The following is a 26,097-nucleotide window of genomic DNA, read 5'->3' as shown; positions in this document are numbered from 1 at the left end:
GCACTGGAGGAGAGGCCGGTGAGCGTCACGATCAAGGACGTGGCCAGGCGCGCCAACGTCTCGGTGGCGACGGTGTCGCGCGCGCTCAACGGCCACCAGAACGTGGCCGAGGCGGTGCGCAGCCGGGTGCTCCGGGTCGCCGACGAGCTGCGCTACAGCCCGCACCACGCCGCCCGCAGCCTGAGCAGCCGGCGCACCGGCACCATCGGCGTGGTGCTGCCGGACCTGTACGGCGAATTCTTTTCCGAGCTCATGCGCGGCATCGACCAGGTGGCACGCGAGCGCGGACTGCACCTGCTTGTGTCCAGCTACCACGGCCACCTGCAGGAACAGGGCGCGGCATTGCGCACGATGCGCGGACGGGTGGACGGCCTGCTGCTCATGTCGCCCTTCGTCGACGGCGCCGAGGCGCTGGCCGGCGAACTCTCGCCGACCATGCCCGCGGTGCTGATGAATTCCACGCGGGTGGCCGGGGCGCGCGCGTCGGTCGGAATCGACAACCACGGCGGCGCGGTCACCATGATGCGGCACCTGCTCGAGGCGGGGCACAGGCGCATCGCCTTCATCGCCGGGCCGGACGACAACTTCGACGCCCGCGAACGCCTGCGCGGCTATCGCGAGGCGTTGTCGCAGGCGCTGCCGGGCCACGAACCGTGGGTGCTGCCCGGCGATTTCGACGAGGCCTCCGGCCACCGGGCGGGCCAGGCGCTGCTGGCGGCCGATGAGCGTCCCGACGCGGTGTTCGCCGCCAACGACATGATGGCGCTGGGATGCCTGTTCGCGCTCAACCAGAGCGGCGTGCGCGTCCCCGACGACATCGCGCTCGCCGGCTTCGACGACATCCCGCTTTCGCGCTACGTACACCCCGCGCTCACGACGATGCGCGTCGAGATCGCCGAACTGGGGGCGCGCGCCATCCGTCGGCTGCTCGAACCTGGCGAGCAGGTGGAGCAGGCCCCGCCGGACCTGCTCGCGCCGCGGCTGGTCGTGCGCGGGTCCAGCCGGCGTCCGCCCCCTTCACCAGACCAGTCACAGGCGTCATCCGCAGGCAGTTGAAAGACAACCGCGCCCACGCGAGGCGCGTCATTCCCCCGGTTTCAACATTCGGAGATCGCCCTGGGAGGGGCTCACCATGAATCGCAAGATCCGTTCCGCGTCGCGCAGATTCGACCGCAGCGTGCTCAGTTGCGCCCTGGCCGGCTGCATGCTGCTGTCCGCCCCCGTGTTCGCGCAGTCCACCGCCGGCGCCATCCGGGGCCAGGTGATGGCCGACTCCGCGCCGGCCACCGATGCCCGCGTCACCGCCACCAACCTGGCCACGGGGCTCACGCGCAGCGTGCAGACCACGGCCAGCGGCAACTACAACCTCGCCGGCCTGCCGCCCGGTACGTACCGCATCGATGTGACTGCGGCCGGCCAGACCAATTCCCAGAACGTCACCCTGGCGGTGGGCCAGACCGCCACCCTCAACCTGGGCGTCGGCGGCGTCGCGGAAGCGGCGCCCACCGGCGAGGCGACCGACCTCGACGCGGTGGTGGTGACGGCGCAGGCGCTGGTGGAGACGAAGACGTCGGAGATCGCGACATACGTGTCGCCCAAGCAGATCCAGGCGCTACCGCAGGCATCGCGCAACTTCCTCGCGTTCGCGGACATCGTGCCCGGCGTGACGTTCAACACCGGCGGTGACGGGTCGACGTCGCTGCGCAGCGGACCGCAGCTGTCCAACGGCATCAACGTGTTCATCGACGGCGTCGGCCAGAAGGACTACGTGCTCAAGGGCGGCATCACCGGACAGGATTCGAGCCGCGGCAATCCGTTCCCGCAGCTGGGCATCTCCGAGTACAAGGTCATCACCTCCAACTACAAGGCGGAATACGACCAGCTGAGCAGTGCGGGCATCACGGCGGTGACCAAGTCGGGAACCAACGAGTTCTCGGGCGAGTTCTTCTGGGACCACACGGCTTCCGACTGGCGGGAAGCCACGCCGGTGGAGGATCGCGAAGGCGAGAAGGTGAGGTCCAAGGAGGAGCAATATGGCGCCTCGTTCGGCGGTCCCATCATCCAGGACGCGATGCACTTCTTCGTGACCTACGAGGCGAAGGAGTACAACTCGCCGCGCACGATCACGCCAGGTGGGAACCTGACGATCGAGGATCTGCCACCGCAGTTCCAGCCGATCGCCAGCGCCCCGGCGGCGGTTCCGTTCAAGGAGGACCTGTACTTCGGCAAGATCGACTGGACCGTCGCTGAGGGCCATCTGCTGGAGCTGACCGTCAAACGACGCGAGGAAGACGAGGTCACCAACGTCGGAAACGGTCCGAACACGCCCGAACGCGCGACCCTCAAGGCCGGCGAAGAGACGCGTATCGACCTGAGATACCAGTTCAGCTCGATGGACTGGCTCAACGACGCGCACCTCACCTTCGAGGATTCCTTCTTCTCGCCCCGCGCCGCGTCGCTTGCCAACGGATACCGCCTCTACTCGCCGCGACAAGGGCAAGAGGACATCCAGAATCCGGACATGGAGGAAATCCTCAACCTGGGCGGCGGCGGCGACTTCCAGGACAAGGGGCAGAAGGGCGTGTCGTTCCAGAACGACCTGACCTTCTTCGGCTGGGAAGGCCACACCCTCAAGGCGGGCGTGAAGTACAAGAAGATCGACCTGTCGGCGTTCGAGCAGTCGCCGTACACGCCGCAGTTCCGCTACGACATGCTGCAGGACCTCAGCCAGCCGTACTTCGTGGAGTTCTCCGCGCCCGGTAACGGATTCCCGACGACGGTCGAGTCCGATGCCACCCAGTTCGGCATCTACATCCAGGACGACTGGGAGGTCAACGACCGGCTGACACTCAACCTGGGCGTGCGCTGGGACTATGAGGAAAATCCGAGCTTCGAGGAGCACGTGACCCCCGACACCCTGGTCACGCGGCTGCGCGATTACGCGGCGGCGCGGCCGGGCATGGACTACGATATCGAGAACTACATCAGTAGCGGCAGCAACCGCGATGCAGACAAGGACAACATCGCACCGAGGCTCGGCTTCTCGTACGACCTGACCGGCGACCAGCGACATGTGCTGTTCGGCGGTGCCGGGCGTTCGTACAACCGCAACCAGTTCGACTATCTGTCCTACGAGCAGTACCGGCTCGCGTTCCAGCGCTACAGCTTCTACTTCGATACGCCGGGACACGACTGCAACGATCCCGATCGGCCCCAGAGCCCCTGCCTCGCGTGGGATCCGGCCTACCTGCAGCCGGGGGCGCTCGAGTCGCTCATCGTTCCGGGGAGCAACTTCGGCGCGGAAGTGTTCCTGATGAACAACGATCTGAAGACCCCGTATTCCGACCAGTTCAGCCTGGGGATCCGCAACACCATCCCGATGTTCGGGTACGACTGGAATTCGTCGGTGACGCTGGTTCACATCCTGAGTCACGACGGCATCCTGTTCACCGTCGGCAATCGCCGCGCAGACGGCGGCTTCTATCCGCCGGGCGTGCAGTTCGGTAATGCACCGGATGCGGATCTGCCGGGCTACAACCGATTCTTCCTAGGCAACAATGCGGTCGAGACGCGGCTGAACTCGCTGCTGTGGTCGCTCGACAAGCCCTACACGGCGGAGTCGGGATGGGGCACGAGCCTGGCGTACACCTTCAGCGATGCGAAGGAAAACCGGGAGAGTTCCGACCAGTTCACGTTTGACTACCCGAACCTCGACGAGGTGGCGTTCATCCGCTCGAACGGCATCCCCAAGCACAAGATCGTCGCCACCGGCATCGCCGACTACTGGGGAGTCACCTTCTCCAGCAAGCTGACCTGGAGCAGCCCGGTGGGCAATACCGGCCTGAACTGCTTCGAAGGCGTCGATCCGGGTGCGTGCAATGTGGTGGGCCGCTTCGAAACCTACTACTTCGACGAGCAGGATTTCTTCCAGCTCGACCTGGCGGCGCAGAAGGAGTGGGATACGGGCGGCGGCATTCTTTTCCGGGTGCGCGGCGATATCCTCAACGTGACCAACGAGATCAACTACACCGACTTCGGTGATTTCATCGGCACCGCGTCGACGGTCGACGCGAACTTCGGCCAGCGCACGGGCCTGGGCATCACCGGTCCCACCCGCACGTTCAAGGTGACGATGGGGTTCAGCTGGTAGTCGCCCAACGGCCGGCCGCCCACCGGCGGCCGGCTTTTTTCGAGTTTTCCGAGAAATCGTTTACACGGACCCCTGATCCACGATGTCGAAGTCGTTCCTTCTACGATTCCTGCAGGCCGCAGTCCTTGCACTGACGCTGGCGGCGTGCGCGCCGGAGCCGCCCCCGCCCCAGGAACCCGCGGTCGCGCCCCCCAAGCCCGGCCCAATCCCGCAGCTCGTGCTGCCGGACCCGGACGCGGAACCCGCGCCCAAGGAACAGGAGCCGGAAGGTCCGCCCGACCTGCCCCCGCTGTTCCGTGACATCGAACGCCGCACCTTCCAGTTCTTCTGGGATACCACCAACGAGGTCAACGGGCTCACCCCCGACCGCTTTCCCTCGCGCCCGTTCGCGAGCATCGCCTCGGTCGGCTTCTCGCTGACCGCGTATCCGATCGGGATCGAGAACGGCTGGGTCAGCCGCACCCAGGCGGTGGACCGTACCCTGGTCACGCTGGAATTCCTGCGCGAGGCGCGCATGGGGCCGCAGGCCGAAGGGCGCAGCGGCCACAAGGGCTTCTTCTACCACTTCCTCGACATGCAGAGCGGCGCGCGCTACGACAAGTGGGTGGAGCTGTCGAGCGTGGACACCGGCATCCTGCTGATGGGCGTGCTGTTCGCGCAGTCCTACTACACCGGCGACGACGAGCGCGAGGTGCGCATCCGCGAGCTGGCCGACCAGATCTACCGCCGCGTCGAATGGCCCTACCTGCAGCAGCGGCCGCCGCTGATCTCGATGGGCTGGTATCCCGAGCGCGGCTTCATCAGCCACGACTGGAAGGGCTACAACGAGGCGATGCTGGTCTACATCCTCGCGCTCGGCTCGCCGACCCATCCGGTCGAACCCGAGGCATGGGAGGTGTGGACGCAGACCTACGAGCGCGACTGGGGCGTGTTCCAGGGCCAGGAGTACCTGAGCTTCGGCCCGCACTTCGGCCACCAGTATTCGCACGTGTGGATCGATTTCCGCGGCATCCGCGACGAGTACATGAAGAACCGCGGCATCGACTACTTCGAGAACAGCCGTCGCGCGACCTACGCCCAGCGCGCGTACGCGATAGACAACCCGATGGGCTGGGACGACTACGGCGAGAACGTCTGGGGCCTGACCGCCAGCGACGGACCGCAGCGCACCACCCAGGAGTTCAAGGGCCAGCAGCGCGAGTTCCGCCACTACAGCGCGCGCGGTGCGGGCCTGTCGGACGAGTTCGACGACGGCACGATCGCGCCGACCGCGGCGATCGCCTCGATCGCGTTCGCGCCGGAGATCGTGATCCCGGCCACCGAAGAACTGTACGAACGCTATGGCGAGTACCTGTATTCGAGCTACGGCTTCCTCGACGCGGTCAACCCGAGCTTCAAGTACGACGTGCCGCTCAAGACCGGGCGCCTGATCCCCGGGCGCGGCTGGGTGGCCAGCGACTACATCGGCATCGACCAGGGTCCGATCCTCACGATGATCGCGAACTACCGCAACGACTTCGTGTGGAAAGTGATGCGCGACAACCCGTACATCCGCAACGGGCTGGAGCGTGCGGGGTTCACGGGGGGCTGGCTGGCGCCGCCGGACGGCCCGCAGACGTCCGGCGAGCCCGACCCCGAGGCCGCGAATGCGGAGGACATGCGTCGGGCCCAGTCGCGCGAGAGCGACGAGGACGACGATCCTCCGGCCGAGCCGCGTGCGTCGGACCCCCCGGCCTAGGATGGCGGCCCGGACTGTTCGCGTGTGCGTATCCGCCATCGGCGTCGCGCGCACGGGCGCGGCCGCGGCAGGATCGCGAAGGGTCTAGGATTGGCTGATGCGATCGGCGCGTCTCCTGCTGTTGTGCGTATGGCTGTGCGTCGCGCTGTCGGCGTGCGCCCGGCACGACGACATCACGACGATCCGCTTCTGGGCGATGGGCCGCGAAGCGGAGGTGGTGGCCGAACTGCTGGAGGAGTTCGAACGCGAACATCCCCGTATCCGGGTGGACCTGCAGCAGGTGCCCTGGACGGCGGCGCACGAGAAGCTGCTCACCGCCTTCGCCGCCGACGGATTGCCGGACGTGTGCCAGCTCGGGAACACCTGGATCGCCGAGTTCGCGGCGCTCGACACGCTCGAGCCGGTGCAGGCGCGCGTCGACGCCTCGCGTGTGGTCGACCAGGCCGACTACTTTCCCGGCATCTGGGCCACCAACGTGGTCGACGGCGCCCTGGTGGGCGTGCCGTGGTATGTCGACACGCGATTGTTGTTCTATCGCAAGGACCTGCTCGCACGCGCCGGCGTGGAAGTGCCGCCGCGGACCTGGGCGGAGTGGGAGCAGGCGATGGCGGCCGTGGTCCGCGACGCAGGCCCCGGCCGGCACGCGCTGCTGATGCCGGTGAACGAATTCGAGCCGCCGCTCTCGTTCGCGCTGCAGACCGGTGATCCGCTGCTGCGCGAGGACAACGGCCGCGGCAATTTCCGTAGCCCGGGCTTCCGCAAGGCGCTGGCGTTCTACGCCAACGTGTTCGCGCAGGGATGGGCACCGGCGGTGTCGGATACGCAGATCTCGAACGTCTGGGACGAGTTCTTCCGGGGGAGGTTCGCGTTCTACCTGTCAGGCCCCTGGAACATCCGCGAGTTCCAGCGGCGCGCGCCGCCGGAGCTGGAGGGGCAGTGGGGCACGATGCCGCTGCCCGGCCCTGACGGCCCCGGTGCGGGCATCGCCGGCGGGACCAGCCTGGTGCTGTTCCGTTCGTCGCCGAACAAGGACGCGGCGTGGGCGCTGGTCGAGTTCCTGTCGCGCCCCGACATCCAGCAGCGCTTCCACGCCATGAGCGGCAACCTGCCGCCGCGGCGCAGCACCTGGGAGCATCCCGCGCTCGCGGAGGACGGGCTCGCGCGCGCATTCCGCGACCAGCTCGAGCGGGTGCGGCCGACGCCGCAGGTGCTGGAGTGGGAGCGCATCGGGCAGGAGATGCGGCTGGCAACGGAGCGCGTGGTGCGCGGCGGACAATCGCAGGACGAGGCGGTAGAGCAACTCGACGCGCGCGTCGATGCGATCCTGGAGAAGCGGCGCTGGGTGCGCGCGCAGGAGGCCGCCGATGCGCGCTAGCCTCGCCGGGTGGATGTTCGCCGCGCCGGCCCTGGTGGTGCTCGGCGTGTTCTTCGGGCTGCCGGTGTGCGCGGCGCTGCTGCTGAGCCTGACCGACTTCGACCTGTACGCGCTCGCGGATCCCTCGCACCTGCGCTTCGTCGCCCTGGGCAACTACCTGGAACTGCTGCGCACGCCGCTGTTCTGGAAGTCGCTGGGCAACACGTTCTACTTCGTCGCCGTCGGCGTGCCGCTGTCGATTGCGGTCTCGCTGGGCGCGGCGCTGCTGCTGCATTCGCCGCTGGTGCGGTTGCGTTCGGTGTTCCGCACCGCGCTGTTCGCGCCGGTGGTGACCACCCTGGTCGCGGTGGCGGTGATCTGGCGTTACCTGTTCCACACCAGCTACGGACTGGTGAACTGGGGGCTGTCGCACCTCGGGCTGGGGCCGGTCGACTGGCTCGGCGACCCGCGCTGGGCAATGCCCACGATCATGCTGTTCGCGGTGTGGAAGAACTTCGGCTACAACATGGTGATCTTCCTCGCCGGCCTGCAGGCGATCCCGCAGGACCTGTACGAGGCCGCGCGCATCGACGGCGCCTCGCGCTGGCAGCAGTTCGTGCACATCACCCTGCCGCAGCTGGGGCCGGTGCTGGTGGTGGTCGGGGTGATCACGGTCTCGGGCTATTTCCAGCTGTTCGCCGAGCCGTACGTGATGACCCGCGGCGATCCGCTGCAGAGCACGGTGAGCGTGCTCTATTACATGTTCGAGGAAGGCTTCAAGTGGTGGAACCTCGGGCGGGCGTCAGCGGTCGCGTTCGTGCTGTTCCTGGTGATTCTCGCCGCGACCACGTTGATGCTGCGGCTCGGCCGCAGGCGGGGGGCGGTATGAACCCGGTCGGCGAAGGACGCTGGCAGGCGGTGCGCGTGAACGGTGCGCTGCTGGTGCTCGCCATCCTGAGCCTGGCGCCGCTGCTGTGGATGGTGTCGGTCTCGTTCATGCCGCGCGGCGAGGCGAGCCATTTCCCGCCGCCGTTCCTGCCTTCGTCCGCCACGCTCGAGAACTATCGCGACCTGTTCGCCCGCACCGGCATGGCGCGCAATTTCGGCAACAGCCTGCTGGTGTCGCTGGCGATCACGCTGCTGTCGCTGCTGGTCAACACGATGGCGGGCTATGCCTTCGCCAAGCTGCGCTTCCGCGGACGCGAGCGCGTGTTCCAGCTGCTGCTGGCGGCGCTGGTGGTGCCGGCGCAGGTGGCCATGCTGCCGCTGTTCCTGCTGATGAAGCAGCTGGGCCTGGTGAACAGCTACTGGGGCGTGATCATCCCCGGCATGGCGGGTGTGTTCGGCATCTTCCTGGTGCGGCAGTACGCGCGCGGCATCCCCGACGACCTGATCGAGGCCGCGCGCATCGACGGCGCCGGCGAGCTGCGGATCTTCGTGCAGGTGGTGCTGCCGATGCTCAAGCCGGTGCTCGCCACGCTCGCGGTGTTCACCTTTATGGCGGCATGGAACGATTTCATGTGGCCGCTGATCGTGCTTACCGACCAGGAGCGGTACACCCTGCCTGTGGCGCTCGCCGCGCTCTCGCGCGAGCACATCATGGACGTGGAACTGATGATGGCCGGCGCCGTGGTCACGGTGCTGCCGGTGCTGCTGCTGTTCCTGCTGCTGCAGCGCTACTACATCCAGGGCCTCCTGCTCGGGAGCGTGAAAGGGTGAGCGGGCGCGCTTGCGAGCCACTGGCTCGCGCGCCCGCGAACGCCCGGCCATGGATGGCCGGGCCGGTGGATCCGGAGCCCTTGCTGTCACGCCATGGATGGCGTCCTGAAAGTGGTTGCGCAACGCGCGCTTGCGAGGCACCGGCTCGCGCCATGGCGGAACGCCCCGCGCGCTGCGCGGGGCCGGGCTGGCGGGCCGGCGTATCCGGAGCCCGTGCAGTTCCGCCATGGACGGCTGCCTGGCAGTGATTGCGCAACGCACTTGCGAGTCACCGGCTCCCGCACCCGTTCCCACGCATTCCACACCTCGCCACAATCCCTGACCCCCACCGCCTGCACGCCACCCGCACCCAGCCGATGACCACTCGCTGCCCAGCCCCGCACAGCCCCGGCACCTTGCATGTCGCCGCCGCGATGTTCCTGTCGCTCGCCGTGTGCGCAGGCTCCTTCGCGGCCGAACCCGATACGCAGCAGGTGGCCGCGCACGACGTCGTCAGCTTTACCCCCGAGCCACCGCGGCTGCTCGACGGCTTCGAGGATCCCTCGCCCTGGCGGGTGGTCACCTCCGACCAGGTCAGCGGCAGCCTGCGCACGGTCGAGGGCGCGCAGGGCAGGGCGCTGTGCCTGGACTACGATTTCAACGGGGTCTCCGGCTACGCGGGCATCCAGCGCGACCTGCCGCTCGACTATCCCGGCAATTTCCGCTTCTCGTTCCAGCTGCGCGGCGACTCGCCCGACAACGACCTGCAGTTCAAGCTGGTCGACGCCAGCGGCGACAACGTGTGGTGGGTGAACCGGCCGAAGTACGACTATCCGCGTGCGTGGACGCCGGTGCACTACAAGCGCCGGCACATCGACAAGGCCTGGGGGCCGGATCCGGATCCGGTGCTGCGCAGCAGCGCGAAGCTCGAGTTCACGATCTACAACCAGGTCGGCGGCCGCGGCAGCGTCTGTTTCGACAGCCTGTCGCTGGAGGTGCTGCCCGCCGACGACGACGGCCCGCTCACGGCCATCGCGATGGCGACCGCGGGCGATGCCGCGCTGGCGGTGGATGGCCGTATGGGCACGTCCTGGCGCGCCGAGCGCGCGCCGCTGCCGCAGCGGCTGGTGCTCGACCTGGGCCGACTGCGCGAATTCGGCGGGCTGCGCCTGCGCTGGGACGGGGAGGATCATGCGTCGCGCTACCGGATCAGCCTGTCGGGCGACGGCACCGGGTGGCGCGAGGCGCGCCGGGTGCGCGGCGGCAACGGGGGCGACGACTGGATCGCGCTGCCGGAATCCGAGGCGCGCTACATCGCACTCGACGTCGAGGACGGTCCGACGGCTCGCTATGGTCTGGCCGAAGCGGTGGTCCAACCGCTGGCGTTCGGTGCGACGCCGAATGATTTCGTCGGCGCGATCGCCGCGCAATCGCCACGCGGCCGGTTTCCACGCGGGTTCCATGGCGAGCAGCCCTACTGGACGATCCTCGGGCTCGACGGCGGCCAGCAGCAGGGGCTGATCGGCGAGGACGGCGCGATCGAGGTCGCGCGCGGGGGCTTCAGCCTGGAGCCGTTCGTGCTGGTCGACGATGCACTGGCGACCTGGGCCGACGTGACCACCGCGCAATCGCTGCAGGACGGCTACCTGCCGATCCCCTCGGTGCGCTGGACGCGCGACGACCTGGCGCTCGACATCACCGCGTTCGCCCATGGCGAGCCGCGCGATTCGCGCCTGGTCGCCCGCTACCGGCTGTCGAACCCGGGTGGCACGGCGCGCGACTACACTTTGGCGCTCGCGGTCCGGCCGTTCCAGGTCAATCCGCCGAGCCAGTTCCTCAACACGCGCGGGGGCGTGAGCCCGATCGGGGCACTGTCGATCGACGGCGGTACGGTCTCGGTGGACGGACGGGCGCGGGTGTTCGCCAAGCAGCTGCCCTCGGCCGCGTTCGCCACGCCGTTCGATGGCGGCATGGCGGTCGCGCACCTGGCCGCGGGGTCGCGGCCGACGACCACCGCGGTGGTGGACCCGGTCGAACTCGCCTCCGGCGCGCTGCTGTACCGCATGCGCCTGGCGCCGTACGAGTCGCGCACCATCGAGGTGATGATGCCCATAACGGGCACCGCCGCACTCGCGCGACGCTGGTGGGACGCGGACGCGCTGCAGGCCGAGACCGCCGCGATGTGGCGCGGGAAGCTCGACCGGGTGACGCTCACCGTGCCGCCGCAGGGACAGGCGTTGGCGGACACGTTGCGTACCTCGCTGGCGCACATGCTGATCTCGCGCATCGGCCCGCGGCTGCAGCCGGGCACGCGCTCGTACGCGCGCAGCTGGATCCGCGATGGCGCGATGATCTCCGAGGGCCTGCTGCGCATGGGCCGGCCCGACGTGGTGCGCGAATACGTGGAGTGGTACGCGCCCTTCCAGTTCGACAACGGCAAGGTGCCGTGCTGCGTCGACGACCGCGGCAGCGACCCGGTGCCGGAGAACGACAGCCACGGCGAGCTGATCTTCAGTATCGCCGAGTACTGGCGCCATACCGGCGACCTCGCGTTCCTGGAGCGGATGTGGCCGCACGTCGAGGGCGCGTACCGCTACATGGAGCAGCTGCGTCTGTCCGAACGCACGCCCGCGAACCGGCGGGTCAACCGCGCGTTCTACGGCATGATGCCGGCCTCGATCAGCCACGAGGGCTATTCGGCCAAGCCGATGCACTCGTACTGGGACAACTTCTGGACGCTGCGCGGCTATAAGGATGCGGTGCAGGTGGCGCAGGCGCTGGGCAAGGTCGATGCGCAGCGCGGGATGACCGCCTCGCGCGACCAGTTCCACGCCGACCTGATGGACTCGCTGCGTGCCGCCGCGGACCTGCACGAGATCGACTTCCTGCCCGGCGCGGCCGAACTGGGCGATTTCGACCCGACCTCCACCACCATCGCGCTGGCGCCCGGCGGCGAGCAGGAGCGGCTGCCGCAGGACCTGCTGCACAACACGTTCGAGCGGTACTGGACGCGTTTCCTCGACCGCCGCGACGGTCGCCTGGAATGGAAGGACTACACGCCCTACGAATGGCGCAACGTGGCTGCATTCGTGCGCCTGGGCTGGCGCGAACGGGCGCAGGAGGCGGTCGACTTCTTCTTCGCCGATCGCGCGCCGCAGGCCTGGAACCAGTGGGGCGAGGTGGTCTCGCGCACGCCGCGCCAACCCTTCTTCCTCGGCGACCTGCCGCATGCCTGGGTGGGTTCGGACTTCGTGCGCTCGGCGCTGGACATGTTCGCCTATCCGCGCGAGCGCGACGGCAGCCTGGTGCTTGCCGCCGGGATCCCCGCGGACTGGCTGGACGGGCCGGGCGTGGGCATCGACGGCCTGCGCACGGCGTCCGGTGCGCTGGCCTACACCCTGCGGCGCGACGGCGCGGCGCTGGTACTGGAGATCGACGACACCGGCCTGCAGTTGCCGGAGGGCGGCCTGGTGCTGCCCTGGCCGCTGGCAGGCGAGCCCGGTGCGACCAACGTCGAGGCGGGCACGGCAGCGTGGGACGGACGGGAGCTGCGCGTGACCGCCCTGCCGGCGCGGGTGCGGGTCGCGGTGCCGGAGGCGGCGCGCGACGACTGAGGCGTCGGGGCGTGGCACCCCGCCCGGACCGCGCGGGCTCCGGTGCGAACGGGAGACCCGGGAGTCACGCGCGGCGTCGGCGTCGGGACGCGCGCCGGTGGTTGCCCGGGCGACGCTATGCCCGCATGCCGTGTTGACAGCGGCGCGATAGCCTGTGGGCCCGCCCGGAATCGCACCCGACGCATGACCCGTCCACCGGCGCCGCCCATTCCGCTGTGGCCATTGCCATTCGCGATCGCGGCGCTGTTCACCGTGGCCGCGCACGTCGCGCTGTGGCTGTCGATCCGCGACGGCTGGATCGAAGGCTGCGTGCCCTACCTGGAGGGTTGCACCTCGATCAGCCGGGCCGCGCGCCACGGCCTGGGCAACCACGTCTTCCGCCTGCTGGTGCTGCCGTGCGCGTTGCTGGTGGGGCTGCACTGGTGGCTGGCCGCGCGCTGGCTCGGCAACGGATATCGGGACGTGGCGTGGCTGGGCGCGGTAGCGGCGGTCGCGCTCGCGGTCTATGCCACCTTCCTGGGTACCGACGGCGAGGCCTACCGGTTCCTGCGGCGCTACGGGGTGGTGTGCTTCTTCGGCTTCGGTTACCTGGCGCAGCTGCGCTTCCTGCGTGGCCTGCGTCGCCGTGCGGATGCCGGCTCGAAGCCGGCCGCGGCGATGCTGCTGGTCAGCGCGCTGATGCTCGGCCTCGGGCTGGGCAATGTCGCGAGCGGTGCGCTGGTCGCGGACGATGGATTGAAGGACCGGATCGAGAACGCGCTGGAATGGCACCTGGGCTGGCTGCTGGCCGCGTGGTACCTGCTGCATGCGGCGCTGTGGGCCCGGGTGCGGGCGCGGCTGCTGCTGGCCTGAGGAGCGCCCCACGGTATGACCTCGGCCGCGTGTGCTCAGTGCGGCTGCCGATGGACACGCCGGCGCCGCCGGACCCCGTCCGTCCGGAAGGTTCAGCCGGTGCCGCGCGCGTCCGCCACGATGGCCGCCGCCCTGGCCGCGCTGTCGCGCACCTTGTCCCATTCGCCGGCGGCCAGCCAGTCCTTCGGCACCATCCACGAACCGCCGATGCACAGCACGTTGGGCTGGGCCAGGAACTCGCCGGCATTGGCTTCGGTGATGCCGCCGGTGGGGCACAGTTTCAGCCCACCCAGCGGTCCCGCCAGGCCCTTGAGCATCGACAGTCCGCCGACGGCGCTGGCCGGGAACAGCTTGCAGCAGCGGAAGCCCTGGGCCAGCAGCGCCATGAATTCGGTCGGCGTCGCGCCACCCGGGACCACCGGGATCGGCGCGCGCGCCAGGGCCTGCGCCAGCGCCGGCGGGGTGCCGGGCGTGACCAGGAAGTCCGCGCCCGCGTCGATCGATTGCCGGATGTGGGTCTCGTCGAGCACGGTGCCGGCGCCGATGACGATCTCGGGCAGGTCCTTCTTCAGCGCGGCGAGCGTGTCGAGCGCCGCCGGCGTGCGCAGGGTCAGCTCGAGCGCGGTCAGGCCGCCATCGAGCAGCGCGCCCGCGATGCGGCGGCCCTGGTCGACGCTGTCGACGGTGATCACCGGCAGGATGCCGGCATCGCGCAGCAGTTGTTCGGCGCGGCTCTGGAGGACTTCGAGGGTCATGGGGAGGGATTCACGGGTGGGGATCGGGAGATGATGCGAGCCATGTGCCGGCGACCCGGTGTCGATGCGCCTCCGTCTGGCGGCCGGGAGACCTGCCGCGGGTGCACCTGGCCGGAGCGGCGATCGCACACGTGAAGGCGCGTCGACCGCTCAGCCATCGGCATGGTGTCGGTCGCGCTCACGCATCCTTCGACTCGTGCGGGGCTTCGGCCGCCAGGTGCGGATCGCTGCCGAGTTCGTATTCGGCGTCGTAATCCCACTGGCCACCATCGCGCGCAGGCGGACCGCAGGAGATCGACAGCGCGCCCTGGTCGGCGGGCGAGACCATCGCGCGGTTGAACGCGAACAGGTTGCGGCCCACGTCCCAGGCGCAGTGCGAGGTGTTGGGGGCGGACTCACGCGCGTCCCATTCGGCCGCATCGACCAGCGCTTCGAGCGTGCCGGCCTCGCCGTCGAGACGGACGATGTCGCCTTCGCGCAGCTTCGCGATCGCGCCGCCGCGCGCGGCCTCGGGGGTGAGGTGGATCGCCGCGGGGATCTTGCCCGATGCGCCCGACAGCCGGCCGTCGGTCACCAGCGCCACGCGCCGGCCCTGGTTCTGCAGCATGCCCAGCAGCGGCGCCAGCGAATGCAGTTCGGGCATGCCGTTGGCCTTGGGGCCCTGATAGCGCACCACCGCGACGAAGTCCTGCGGCAGCAGGCCGGCCGCGTGCAGCTTGTTGAGCGCGCGCGGATCGTCGACCACCACCGCCGGGGCCTCGATCGTGCGGTACTCCGGCTTGACCGCGGAGAGCTTGATCAGCGAACGCCCGAGGTTGCCGCGCAGCAGGCGCAGCCCGCCCTGCGCCTCGAACGGGTCCGTGGCCTTGCGCACCACCGCCTCGTCGCCACTGGTGGCCACCGTCGGCACGAAACCGAGCGTGCCCTCCGACAGCGTCGGTTCGTCGCACCAGGCGCGCATGCCGCCGGGCAGCACGGTCTCGATGTCGCCGTGCATCAGTCCGGCATCGAGCAGCTCGCGGAACACGAAGCCGACGCCGCCGGCGGCATGGAAGCGGTTCACGTCGGCCTCGCCGTTGGGATACACGCGCGCCAGCAGCGGCACCACCTGCGACAGCCGGTCCATGTCGTCCCAGGTCAGGACGATGCCGGCCGCGCGCGCCACGGCGACCCAGTGGATGGTGTGGTTGGTGGAGCCGCCGGTGGCCATCAGCGCGACCACCGCATTGACGATCGCGCGTTCGTCGATCAGGCGCCCCAGCGGGCGGTAGTCGTCGCCCAGCCCGCTGATGCGCAGCGCGCGCTCGGTCGCCGCGCGGGTCAGCGCATCGCGCAGCGTGGTGCCCGGGTTGGCGAAAGAGCCGGGCAGCTGCACGCCCATCGCCTCGAGCAGCACCTGGTTGGAATTCGCGGTGCCGTAGAACGTGCACGTCCCCGGCGCGTGGTACGAGGAGGCCTCGGCCTCGAGCAGTTCCTCGCGCGTGGCCTCGCCGGCGGCGTAGCGCTCGCGCACCTCGGCCTTGGTCTTGTTGGGGATGCCCGGCGTCATCGGCCCGGCCGGAATGAAAATCGCCGGCAGGTGGCCGAAGGCGAGCGCGCCCAGCAGCAGGCCGGGCACGATCTTGTCGCAGATGCCCAGGTGCACGGTGCTGTCGAACATGTCGTGCGACAGGCCGATCGCGGTGGCCTGCGCGATCACGTCGCGCGAGAACAGCGACAGCTCCATCCCGGCGCGGCCCTGGGTGACGCCGTCGCACATCGCCGGCACGCCGCCGGCGACCTGTGCGGTGGCGCCGAGCGTGCGCGCATGCTCGCGGATCAGCGCCGGGTAGGGCTCGTAGGGCTGGTGCGCCGAGAGCATGTCGTTGTAGGCGGTGATGATGCCCAGGTTCGGGGTGGCGTCGCCGCGCAGGCGCGACTTGTCGGTCGGGCCGCAGGCGGCGAAGCCGTGCGCGAGGTTGCCGCAGCTCAGCCGCGAGCGGCTCGGCCCGGCCTGGTGCATGGCATCGATGCCGGCCAGGTAGGCGGCGCGCGAGGCGCGGCTGCGGCGGCGGATGCGTTCGGTGACGTCGTGCAGTACGGGATGCAGGCTCATTGGCGTTCTGGCGATGAGGCGTGTCGACGGTGCCGCGACCGCGTGGTCACGGACACCAGTGGATGTGCAGCGGCGCGCCGGGCGTGAGGAAGGCCACCCGCGCGGGATACTCGTGCGGATCGCTGCCGTCCAGCACGCGGTCGAGCAGCTTGCGCTTGGTCTCGCCGCGGATCAGCAGCAGTCGCGTATGCGCCGGCGCGAGTCCGGCGGGGGTGAGGGTGATCCGGCGCAGGAATTTGCCCGCGCCCGGACAGCCGGTGGCATCGGCCGGGACGTAGGCGCTGCGCGCGGCGAGCGCGGCGTCCAGGTTCTGCATGCGCGGGAACAGCGACGCGGTGTGGCCGTCCTCGCCCATGCCCAGCACGATCACGCCCGGGGGCGCCTGGGCGTGCAGGTTGGCGGCGTTCACCGCTTCCTCGATGCTGCGCCCGGGTCGGGTGATGCTCTCGAACCGTGCGTTTGCCGCATTGTTGCGCAGCAGCGATTCGCGGATCAGGCGCGAATTGCTGTCGGGATCGTCCGGCAGCAGCCAGCGTTCGTCGACCAGCGCGACGTCGACCCGGTCCCACTCCAGCGGCGCCTTCGACAGTGCCTCGTACACCGGGGCGGGCGTGCTGCCGCCGGAGAGCAGCAGGCGCGCACGTGGCTGCTGCTGCAGGTCGCGCGCGAGCGCCGAGGAAATCGCCACCGCCGCGCCCCATGTCCACTGGGTCTGCGACTCGTAGCTGTGCATGTGCACGCGTGTGCGCGGCGCACCATCTTCCGGGCGGGCGTCGTGGTCGCTCACGATCCCGCTGCCTCCGTCGCCTCGCGGCGCGCGATCGCGGCCGTGCCGAGCAGGCCGGCGTGCGGATGCATCACCGCAAGCGAGGGCACCCGGGCCATGGTCGGCGAGAACCGCCCCTTGTGCTCGAACCGCTGGCGGAACCCGGAGTGCTGCAGGGCGTCGAGCATCTTCGGCACCACGCCGCCGGTCAGGAACACCCCGTCCCAGGCGCCGAGGGTCAGGACCAGGTCGCCGGAGATCGCGCCGAACACGGCGCAGAACACGTCGACCGCGCGCATGCAGCGCGGGTCGCCCGCCTGCGCCCGGGCGGTGACGTCGGCAGGCTGCATCGGACCCGGGTCTTCGCCGGCGAGCTCGCTCAGCGCGCGATGGATGTTGACCAGGCCCGGGCCGCAGACCAGGCGCTCGTTCGAGACCCGTCCGAACTGCGCCGACAGCCGGTCCAGGATCGCCAGTTCCTCCGGCGTGCCGGGAGGAAAGCTGACGTGACCGCCCTCGGTTTCGAGCGGGTAGTGACGGCCCTCCCGGATCACCAGCGCGCCGACGCCCAGGCCGGTGCCCGGGCCGAGGATGGCGTAGGTGCGGTGCACGGGCGCGGCTTCGGGGGACCACGACACGCCGCCGAGCTGGACCACGTCGCCGGCCTGCAGCAGCGGGATCGCCATGGCCTGGGCGGCGAAATCGTTGACCAGGGTGACGCGTTCGAAGCCGAGCTGGGCCATCGTGCGCGGACGCGAGATCACCCAGGGATGGTTGGTGATGCGCGCCTCGTCGCCGTCGACCCGCCCGGCCACGGCGAACACGCCGTGCACGATGCCGGCTTCGTCCTGGCCGGTTTCATGCAGGTAGTGGCGCGCGGTCTCGGCCAGCGAGGGGAAGTCGGAGACCGCGAAGCGCTGGACGCTGTCGACCATCAGCGGCGCGGCGGCGTGGGGATCGGCCAGCGCGAAGCGGGCGTTGGTGCCGCCGATGTCCGCCAGCAGGACCCGCGCGGGCGCACTCATCCGCGCCTGCCCGCCTTGGCGGACACGGTGCGCGGCAGGAACTCCGCCGCGGCGCCCGGGCCCCAGGAGCCGGCGGGATATTCCTGCACCGGCGTGCCGGCCTGTTGCCAGGCGGCGCTGATGCTGTCGATCCAGCGCCACTGCGCCTCGACCTCGTCGTCGCGCACGAACAAGGTCTGGTCGCCCTTGAGCGCGTCGATCATCAGCCGTTCGTAGGCGATGCGGCGCTTGGGCGGCAGCATCGCCATGTCCAGCGACATCGGCATCAGTTCGGTCGCGCCCCATTCGGGCGCCGCCAGGCTGCCCATCAGTCCGAGCTCGATCGTCTCCTCGGGCTGCAGGCGCATGCGCAGGCGGTTGGGCGTGGCGTGCTTGCTGTCGGGGCGATCGAACACCCAGTGCGTGACCGGCTTGAAGTTCACCAGCACCTCGGTGGTGCGCGACGGCAGGCGCTTGCCGGTCGCGAGCCGGAACGGCACCCCGGCCCAGCGCCAGTTGTCGATCCAGGCGCGCAGGCCGACGAACGTTTCGACAGCGCTGTCAGCCGTAAACCCCTTCGCCGGCGAGCCCTCGACCACGCCCGGGCCGTAGCGGCCGCGCACGCTGTCGGCCGCGGCGTCGGCGGCCGTCATCGGCCGCAGCGCGCGCAGGACCTTGCGCTTCTCGTCGCGGACGCTGTCGGCATCGAGCGCCGCAGGCGGCTCCATCGCGATCAGCGCCAGCAACTGCAGCATGTGGTTCTGGACCATGTCGCGCAGGGCGCCGTAGTCGGCGTAGTAGCCTTCGCGACCGTCGACGCCCGCGGTCTCGGCGACCAGGATGTCGACCGACTCGATGCAGCGGTTGTCCCACACCGCCTCGAGCAGGGTGTTGCCGAAGCGCAGCGCGAGCAGGTTCTGCACCGGCGCCTTGCCCAGGTAGTGGTCGATGCGGAAGATCCGCGATTCGTCCAGCGCCGACTTGAGCGTGGCGTCGATCTCGCGTGCCGAGGGCAGGTCGTGGCCGATCGGCTTCTCCAGCACCAGGCGCGAGGGCGGTTCCAGCAGGCCGGCGGCCTTGAGGCCCAGGCAGGCGGACTCGAACAGGTTCGGGGGCGTCGACAGGTAGCTGACCGCCGGACGGTCGGCGTAGCGCGACAGCGTCGCGGCCATGCCGTCGATGTCGTTGAGGTTGAGCGGGTGGTAGTGGGTGCGGCGCAGCAGGTCGTCGAGCGCGGTGTTGCGGGTGTCGTCGTCGCCGATGCGCTCGCGCAGCCAGGCGCGGAAGCCGTCGTCGTCGTGCTCGGTGCGGCCGATGGCGACCACGCGGAAACTCTCCGGCAGCAGCCGGTCGCGCAGCAGGTGCAGCAGCGAGGGGAACAGGTAGCGTTGTGCGAGGTCGCCAGTGGCGCCGAACAGCAGGAGTGAATCGTGCATGGACGCCGCTTGCGGCTCTCGTCAGTAGGGAAGGGGGTCGGACAGGGCGCGACCATGGCTCTCAATGATGCCAGAGTACCAGCGGGCGCTGTCCTTCGGGGTCCGCTCGAGCGTCCCGTAATTGACGTGGATGATACCGAAGCGCTTCGAATAGCCCAGCGACCACTCCAGGTTGTCCAGCAGCGACCAGGCCATGTAGCCGCGCACGTCCACGCCGGCGGCGATCGCGTCGTGGATCGCGGACAGATGCTTTCGAAGGTAATCAATCCGCAGCGGGTCGCGCACGCGCCCGTCCTCGGCGACGGCCGGGTCGAAGAACGCCGCGCCGTTCTCGGTCACGTACACCGGCAGATCGCCATAGGTGTCCTTGAACCAGACCAGGGTGTCGGTCAGGCCCTGCGGGAAGACTTCCCAGCCGGTCTCGGTGTAGGTGCCCAGCGGCTGGCGCACCGCGCCGGCCTCGAGCGGATAGCTGTCGCTGGCGGCGGTGACGCTGCGCGTGTAGTAGTTGATGCCGACGAAATCCAGCGGCTGCACGATCTGCTTGAAATCGTCCTCGGGGAACTCCGGCCAGGCGTCGCCGAAGATCTGCTTCAGCTCCGGCGGGTAGCGCCCGAGCAGCGCCGGGTGCAGGTACTGCTCGTTCATGTAGGCATGGGCACGGCGCGTGGCGTCCGCGTCCGCGGCCGACTGGCTTGCGGGATACTTGGGCTCGATGTTCACCACCAGGCCGATCTCGTGCGCGCCCTCGGCGCGATAGGCCTGCACCGCCGCGCCGTGGGCGCGCATCAGGTTGTGCGAGGCGATCGGTGCCTCGTAGCGGCTGCGGTGGCCCGGGGCGAGGGCGCCGTGCAGATAGCCGCCGTCGGTGATCACCCACGGCTCGTTGAGCGTGACCCACTTCTTCACCCGGCCGTCGAGCGCGCGGTAGAGCACGCGGCCGTACTCGGCGAACCAGTCGGCGCAGTCGCGGTTGAGCCAGCCGCCGCGGTCGTCCAGCGCCGCCGGCAGGTCCCAGTGGTAGAGGGTCAGCAGCGGCTCGATGCCGTTGGCCAGCAGTTCGTCGACCAGGCGCGAGTAGAAGTCCAGGCCCTTCTGGTTCACCCGCCCGGTGCCCTCGGGCAGGATCCGCGACCACGACACACTGAACCGGTACGCCTGCAGGCCCAGTTCGCGCATCAGCGCCACGTCTTCCTTCCAGCGGTGGTAGTGGTCGCAGGCCACGTCGCCGGTGTCGCCGTTGAGGGTCATGCCCGGAGTGTGGGCGAAGCGGGTCCAGATGCTGGGGCCCGCGCCGTCGGCGAGCGGAGCGCCCTCGATCTGGTGGGCGGCGGTGGCGGCCCCCCAGAGGAAGCCTTCGGGAAAGGTGAAATCCGTATCGGGCGATCGGGTCATGGGCGGCAAAGTCCTGGGCCGCGTGGGGGCGGCATTGCTGAAAACGATTACATGCGAGAATAACGCAATCGTCCGGCGCAGTGTATGCGCTGCGCACCGTGGCGCGGGCCGCGATCGCCGCGCGAAGGCGACGCATGCGCGGTCGCGCGCCGGACATCGCAAGGAGACACGATGGCGCGTGTGCAGCTCGACAACCTGCGCAAGGTCTACGACAACGGCCATGTCGGCGTGGCCGGCGCGAGCTTCGAGGTTGGCGACGGCGAACGCCTCGTACTCGTGGGTCCGTCGGGCTGCGGCAAGACCACGCTGCTGCGGATGATCGCCGGCCTGGAGGCGATCACTTCGGGCACGCTGCACATCGGCGAGCGCGTGGTCAACGACGTCGCACCGAAGGATCGCGACATCGCGATGGTGTTCCAGAGCTACGCGCTGTACCCGCACATGACGGTGGCCGAAAACCTCTCGTTCGCGCTGCGCCTGCGCGGCATGCCGGCGCCCGAGGTGGCGGAACGGGTGGGCACGGCAGCCCGCATGCTCGGGCTCGATGCGCTGCTCGCGCGGCGCCCGGCACAGCTCTCGGGCGGCCAGCGCCAGCGCGTGGCGCTCGGGCGCGCGCTGGTGCGGCAGCCGCAGGTGTTCCTGCTCGACGAGCCGCTGTCCAACCTCGACGCCAAGCTGCGCGCGGGGATGCGGGTGGAGATCGCGCGCCTGCACCAGCGGCTCGGTACCACCATGGTCTACGTCACCCACGACCAGGTCGAGGCGATGACGCTGGGCCAGCGGATCGTGGTGATGCATGAGGGCGAGGTGCAGCAGATCGACACGCCCATGGCCCTGTACCAGCATCCGGCGAACCGCTTCGTCGCGACTTTCCTCGGCAGCCCGGCGATGAACGTGCTGCGCGGGCAGGTGCAGCACGCCGATGGCTGGTCGCTCGCGCTGGCCGATGGGCGCCGGGTGCCGCTGCCGCACGACGCCCCGCTCGATCCCGCCTGGCACGGACGCACGCTGGACTGCGGCGTGCGGCCCGAGCACCTGCTCCCAGCCGCCGCGACGCACGCGGGGTTCGAGGCGATGGTGGACGTGGTGGAACCGGTCGGCAGCGAGGTCTACGTCAATCTCCGTTTCGGTGATGATGCGCTGGTCGCACGCCTGGCGCCCGGTGAACTGCCACAGCCCGGGCACGCGCTGCGGATGTGCATCGCACCGGGCGCATTGCATCTGTTCGATCCCGCGAGCGGGCTCGCGTTGACGCGCGGTTGACGGCGCCTTCATGGCGTCTAGCCGCGATCCGGGCCATCATGGCCGCATGACTTCCGACGGCGCCCCCACCTTGCCGCCGCCTCCACCGTTGTCCGATCGCTGGGCGTTGTTCCTCGACGTCGACGGCACGCTGGTGGCATTTGCAGACCATCCCGGCCGGGTCCGGGTCGACGAGGCCGTGCTCGACCGGCTCGGAGCGCTCGAACGTGCGCTCGGCGGGGCGCTGGCGCTGATCAGCGGGCGCAGGATCGAAACCCTCGATGCGCTGTTCGCGCCGCATCGCTTCGCCGCGGCGGGCCTGCACGGGCTGCAGCGGCGCCGCAGCGGTGAAGCGCTGGCACCTCCCTCGACGCCTCCCGTGGCCCTGCAGGCGGTGAAGATGCAGGCCAAGACCCTGATCAACCGCTATCCCGACGCGCTGCTCGAGGACAAGGGCGAGGCGATGGCGCTGCACTGGCGGGCGATGCCCGAAGCCGCGGCCGACCTGCAGGCCTTCGCGATGCAGGCGCTCACCCGGCTGCCCGGCTACCACCTGCAGCCCGGCGACCATGTGGTCGAGCTGCGCCCCAGTCATGGCGACAAGGGCGCGGCGATCGCCGCGTTCCTCGAGGAAGCGCCATTCCAGGGCCGGCGCCCGGTATTCATCGGCGACGACCTCACCGACGAGCACGGATTCGAGATCGTCAACGCGCACGGCGGCGTCAGCGTGCTGGTGGGCGACCGCGAGGGCTCGCTGGCCGAACACCGGCTGGCGGATATCGGCGCGGTCTACGCGTGGCTGGGAGCGACTCCATGACGGCAACCCCCGGGGCGCCTGCCTCGCTCGATCTCGGCGTCATCGGCAACGGCAGCTTCGGCGCGCTCGTGGACCGCCAGGCCCGCGTGGTCTGGAGCTGCCTGCCGGCCTTCGACGGCGATCCGGCCTTCTGCGCACTGCTGTCGCCACGCGAGCACGCGGGCGGCGACCTGTCGGTGGAACTCGAGGACCAGGTCGGCAGCGAGCAGCACTACCTGACCAATACCGCGATCCTGCGTACCGTGCTGCGGGACCGCCACGGCGGCGCGGTGGAAGTGCTCGATTTCGCGCCGCGCTGGAAGCAGAACAGCCGCATCTACAGGCCGGTGTCGATCATCCGGCGGATCACGCCGCTCTCGGGCACGCCGCGGGTCCGCGTGCTCGCGCGTCCCCTGGCCGACTGGGGCGCGCGGGTGCCCGAGTCGACCTGGGGCAGCAACCACATGCGCTGGATGCTGCCGGGCTACACCCTGCGCCTGACCACCGACGTGCCGATCCGCTTCGTGCGCGAACAGACCCCGTTCGTGCTCGGCGAGCCGGTGCACCTCGTCTTCGGGCCTGACGAATCGCTGTTGCGTTCGCTGTCGGGCTACGTCGAGGAGGCGCTGGGGCGCACCGAGCATTACTGGCGCGAGTGGGTGCGCTACCTGTCGATCCCGCTGGACTGGCAGGAGGCGGTGATCCGCAGCGCGATCACGCTCAAGCTGTGCCAGTACGAAGACAGCGGCGCGATCATCGCGGCCATGACCACCTCGATCCCCGAGGCGCCGCACACGCCGCGCAACTGGGACTACCGCTACTGCTGGCTGCGCGACGCGGCCTTCGTGGTGCGCGCGCTCAACCGCCTGGGCGCGACCCGCAGCATGGAGGAGTTCCTGCGCTACATCTTCAACATCGCCACCCACGACGGCAGCCTGCAGCCGCTGTACGGCATCGGTTTCGAGGAAAAGCTCGAGGAGCATGAAGTCGATTCGCTCGCCGGCTACCGAGGCATGGGTCCGGTGCGGCGCGGCAACCTGGCCTGGGTGCAGAAGCAGCACGATGTCTACGGCAGCGTGGTGCTGGCTTCGACCCAGCTGTTCTTCGACCTGCGCCTGGCGCAGCCCGGCGACGCGGCTGCCTTCGAGCGGCTGGAGCCGCTGGGCGAGCGCGCGTTCGAACTGCACGACCAGCCCGACGCCGGCCTGTGGGAATTCCGCGGCCGCGCCGAGGTGCATACCTACACCGCGGCCATGTGCTGGGCCGCCTGCGACCGCCTGGCCAAGATCGCCGCGCTGCTGGGCCTGGACGCGCGCGCCGCGCACTGGCGTGAACGCGCCGACCGGATCCACGCGCGCGTGATCGAACGCGCGTGGCGGGAAGAGGCCAACCATTTCAGCGCCTCGTTCGACAGCGACTACCTCGACGCCTCGCTGCTGCTGCTCGCCGACATCGGCTTCCTGGCGCCGGACGACCCGCGCTACGTCGCCACCGTCGACGCCATCGGTCGCGACCTGCGCCGTGGCGATGCGCTGTTCCGCTACGTCGCACCCGACGACTTCGGCGAGCCGGAGACCAGCTTCACCATCTGCACGTTCTGGTACATCGATGCGCTCGCGGCCACCGGCCGCGTGGACGAGGCGCGGGCGATGTTCGAGCGGCTGCTCGCGCGCCGCAACCACCTCGGCCTGCTGTCGGAGGATCTCGCGTTCGACGATGGCGAGGCCTGGGGCAACTTCCCGCAGACCTATTCGCACGTGGGCCTGATCATCGCCGCGATGCGGCTGTCGCGCAGCTGGCAGGAGGCGTCATGAGTCGACTCGTCGTGGTCTCCAACCGGGTCGCGGTGCCGGGCGAGAGCCGGGCCGGCGGCCTGGCCGTAGGCCTGGAGGCCGCGCTGCGCACCCACGGCGGGCTGTGGTTCGGCTGGTCGGGCAAGGTGGTGCGCGAGGACAGTGGCCGCCTGCACGAACAGGTCGAGGGCGACGTGCGCTACGTCACCATGGACCTCGACCGCCCCGACCACGACGCCTACTACAACGGATTCGCGAACCGCACGCTGTGGCCGCTGCTGCATTCGCGGCTGGACCTTGTCGACTACGCGCGCGAGACCCGCGCCGGCTACCGCCGGGTCAACGCGCTGTTCGCCGACAAGCTGGCGCCGCTGCTGCGCGACAGCGACGTGCTCTGGATCCACGACTACCACCTGATCCCGCTGGCCGCGCTGCTGCGCGAGCGCGGGGTGGGCTGCAGGATCGGGTTCTTCCTGCACGTGCCCATGCCCTCGGCGGACCTGGTCTCGGCCCTGCCCGAACATGGCCGGCTGTTCGGCACCCTGTACGCCTACGATCTGGTCGGCTTCCAGACCGTGCGCGACGCCGACCGCTTCCGCACCTATGCGCGCATCTTCGGCGGCGCGTCCATCGAAGCGGACGGCACGGTGGCGCTACCCGGCGGCGGACGGGTGGCGGTGGGCGCATTCCCGATCGGCATCGACACCAACCGTATCGCCGAGCAGTCCGCCGCCGCGGTCGGCAAGCCGGCGGTCCGTGCCCTGCGCGAGAGCCTGAGCGGGCGCCAGCTGGCGATCGGCGTCGACCGCCTCGACTACTCCAAGGGCCTGCCCGAGCGCTTCCGCGCCTTCGGCCGCTACATCGAGCGCCATCCCGCCGAGCGCGGGCGCATGACCTTCCTGCAGATCGCACCGGTCTCGCGCGGGGACGTAGCCGAATACCAGCACCTTCGCGACCAGCTCGAGGGCATCGCCGGCCACATCAACGGCACCCATGCCGAACCCGACTGGACCCCGCTGCGCTACGTCAACCGCAACTTCGCCCACGCCACGCTCACCGGCTTCTACCGCATGGCGTCCGTGGGGCTGGTCACGCCGCTGCGCGACGGCATGAACCTGGTGGCCAAGGAATATGTGGCCGCGCAGGATCCGGAAGACCCCGGCGCCCTGGTGCTGTCGATGCTCGCGGGCGCCGCCGCCGAGCTGGATGCGGCCCTGCTGGTCAATCCCTACGACCTGGACGGCGTGGCCGACGCCATCGCCCGGGCCTCGGCGATGCCGCTGGCCGAGCGCCGGGACCGCTGGGAGTCGATGATGCGGCCGATCCGCGGCTACGACATCCACGTCTGGTGCCAGCGCTTCCTCGAACGCCTCGGCGAAGTGTCCGTCTGACCGCCAGCCGTGCCCGCG

General features: G+C 69.9%; 18 protein-coding genes. 12 read left to right on the top strand and 6 right to left on the bottom strand.

Translation table 11 applies throughout. The annotated features are described in order from the left end of the window. Positions 1 to 18: 18 nt before the first annotated feature. The 8 genes from QFW81_RS07890 (at position 19) to QFW81_RS07855 (ending at position 13,406) form a co-directional block, all read left to right on the top strand. Positions 19 to 1,056 carry a LacI family DNA-binding transcriptional regulator gene (locus tag QFW81_RS07890; RefSeq protein ID WP_280578150.1) on the top strand — a complete coding sequence of 346 codons (1,038 nt, stop codon included), beginning with the start codon at positions 19 to 21 and terminating at the stop codon, positions 1,054 to 1,056. Between the two features lie 76 nt (positions 1,057 to 1,132). Beyond that, a complete protein-coding gene (locus tag QFW81_RS07885; RefSeq protein ID WP_280578149.1) occupies positions 1,133 to 4,150 on the top strand; it encodes a TonB-dependent receptor in 3,018 nt (1,005 codons plus the stop codon). A gap of 82 nt (positions 4,151 to 4,232) precedes the next feature. Next, positions 4,233 to 5,888, top strand: a complete 1,656-nt coding sequence (locus tag QFW81_RS07880) for a glucoamylase family protein (protein ID WP_280578148.1) — start codon at positions 4,233 to 4,235, stop codon at positions 5,886 to 5,888. Between the two features lie 97 nt (positions 5,889 to 5,985). Beyond that, positions 5,986 to 7,263, top strand: a complete 1,278-nt coding sequence (locus QFW81_RS07875) for a sugar ABC transporter substrate-binding protein (protein WP_280578147.1) — start codon at positions 5,986 to 5,988, stop codon at positions 7,261 to 7,263. Then, complete coding sequence (locus QFW81_RS07870; RefSeq protein WP_280578146.1) at positions 7,253 to 8,131, top strand: carbohydrate ABC transporter permease; 879 nt, start codon at positions 7,253 to 7,255, stop codon at positions 8,129 to 8,131. The genes QFW81_RS07875 and QFW81_RS07870 overlap by 11 nt, the downstream gene beginning before the upstream one ends. After that, positions 8,128 to 8,961 (top strand): carbohydrate ABC transporter permease, encoded by an 834-nt coding sequence (locus QFW81_RS07865; RefSeq protein WP_280578145.1) that lies wholly within the window; start codon positions 8,128 to 8,130, stop codon positions 8,959 to 8,961. The genes QFW81_RS07870 and QFW81_RS07865 overlap by 4 nt, the downstream gene beginning before the upstream one ends. Before the next feature lie 413 nt (positions 8,962 to 9,374). Beyond that, positions 9,375 to 12,554, top strand: coding sequence for a discoidin domain-containing protein (locus QFW81_RS07860; RefSeq protein ID WP_425603997.1), 3,180 nt, complete (start codon positions 9,375 to 9,377; stop codon positions 12,552 to 12,554). A 183-nt stretch (positions 12,555 to 12,737) separates the two neighbouring features. Further along, positions 12,738 to 13,406 carry a hypothetical protein gene (locus QFW81_RS07855; protein ID WP_280578143.1) on the top strand — a complete coding sequence of 223 codons (669 nt, stop codon included), beginning with the start codon at positions 12,738 to 12,740 and terminating at the stop codon, positions 13,404 to 13,406. Positions 13,407 to 13,498: 92 nt separating this feature from the next. Here QFW81_RS07855 and QFW81_RS07850 read toward each other — a convergent pair whose 3' ends face one another. From QFW81_RS07850 to QFW81_RS07825, 6 genes are all read right to left on the bottom strand, one after another. Next, the gene (locus tag QFW81_RS07850; RefSeq protein WP_280578142.1) at positions 13,499 to 14,161 is read right to left on the bottom strand and encodes a bifunctional 4-hydroxy-2-oxoglutarate aldolase/2-dehydro-3-deoxy-phosphogluconate aldolase; all 663 of its coding nucleotides are present in this window, start codon (positions 14,159 to 14,161) and stop codon (positions 13,499 to 13,501) included. A 178-nt stretch (positions 14,162 to 14,339) separates the two neighbouring features. Then, positions 14,340 to 16,256: a phosphogluconate dehydratase gene (edd, locus tag QFW81_RS07845; RefSeq protein WP_280578141.1), complete on the bottom strand. Its 1,917-nt coding sequence runs from the start codon at positions 16,254 to 16,256 to the stop codon at positions 14,340 to 14,342. A 46-nt stretch (positions 16,257 to 16,302) separates the two neighbouring features. Further along, positions 16,303 to 16,989 (bottom strand): 6-phosphogluconolactonase, encoded by a 687-nt coding sequence (gene pgl, locus QFW81_RS07840; protein WP_425603996.1) that lies wholly within the window; start codon positions 16,987 to 16,989, stop codon positions 16,303 to 16,305. Between the two features lie 50 nt (positions 16,990 to 17,039). Next, complete coding sequence (glk, locus tag QFW81_RS07835) at positions 17,040 to 18,047, bottom strand: glucokinase (protein WP_280578137.1); 1,008 nt, start codon at positions 18,045 to 18,047, stop codon at positions 17,040 to 17,042. After that, the gene (gene zwf / locus QFW81_RS07830) at positions 18,044 to 19,462 is read right to left on the bottom strand and encodes a glucose-6-phosphate dehydrogenase (RefSeq protein WP_280578136.1); all 1,419 of its coding nucleotides are present in this window, start codon (positions 19,460 to 19,462) and stop codon (positions 18,044 to 18,046) included. The genes glk and zwf overlap by 4 nt, the downstream gene beginning before the upstream one ends. 21 nt (positions 19,463 to 19,483) lie before the next feature. After that, a complete protein-coding gene (locus QFW81_RS07825) occupies positions 19,484 to 20,857 on the bottom strand; it encodes a GH1 family beta-glucosidase (RefSeq protein WP_280578133.1) in 1,374 nt (457 codons plus the stop codon). Positions 20,858 to 21,028: 171 nt separating this feature from the next. Between QFW81_RS07825 and QFW81_RS07820 the strand changes: the two genes are divergently transcribed. From QFW81_RS07820 to otsA, 4 genes are read left to right on the top strand one after another with little or no spacing between them, the layout of a single operon-like run. Continuing rightward, on the top strand, positions 21,029 to 22,120 hold the full coding sequence (locus QFW81_RS07820; RefSeq protein WP_280578132.1) for an ABC transporter ATP-binding protein: 1,092 nt from the start codon (positions 21,029 to 21,031) through the stop codon (positions 22,118 to 22,120). A 46-nt stretch (positions 22,121 to 22,166) separates the two neighbouring features. Next, positions 22,167 to 22,916, top strand: coding sequence for a trehalose-phosphatase (gene otsB / locus QFW81_RS07815; RefSeq protein ID WP_280578131.1), 750 nt, complete (start codon positions 22,167 to 22,169; stop codon positions 22,914 to 22,916). Beyond that, complete coding sequence (locus QFW81_RS07810; RefSeq protein WP_280578130.1) at positions 22,913 to 24,709, top strand: glycoside hydrolase family 15 protein; 1,797 nt, start codon at positions 22,913 to 22,915, stop codon at positions 24,707 to 24,709. Before otsB ends, QFW81_RS07810 begins: the two co-directional genes overlap by 4 nt. Then, entirely contained in the window at positions 24,706 to 26,079 is a 1,374-nt protein-coding gene (gene otsA / locus QFW81_RS07805; RefSeq protein ID WP_280578129.1) for an alpha,alpha-trehalose-phosphate synthase (UDP-forming), read from the top strand. The genes QFW81_RS07810 and otsA overlap by 4 nt, the downstream gene beginning before the upstream one ends. Positions 26,080 to 26,097 lie beyond the last annotated feature (18 nt).

It is taken from the genome of Luteimonas kalidii (assembly GCF_029887935.1).
GTDB lineage: Bacteria > Pseudomonadota > Gammaproteobacteria > Xanthomonadales > Xanthomonadaceae > Luteimonas > Luteimonas kalidii.
The sequence above is the reverse complement of the archived record's forward strand: the minus strand, read 5'-3'. Positions and strand labels throughout refer to the sequence as shown.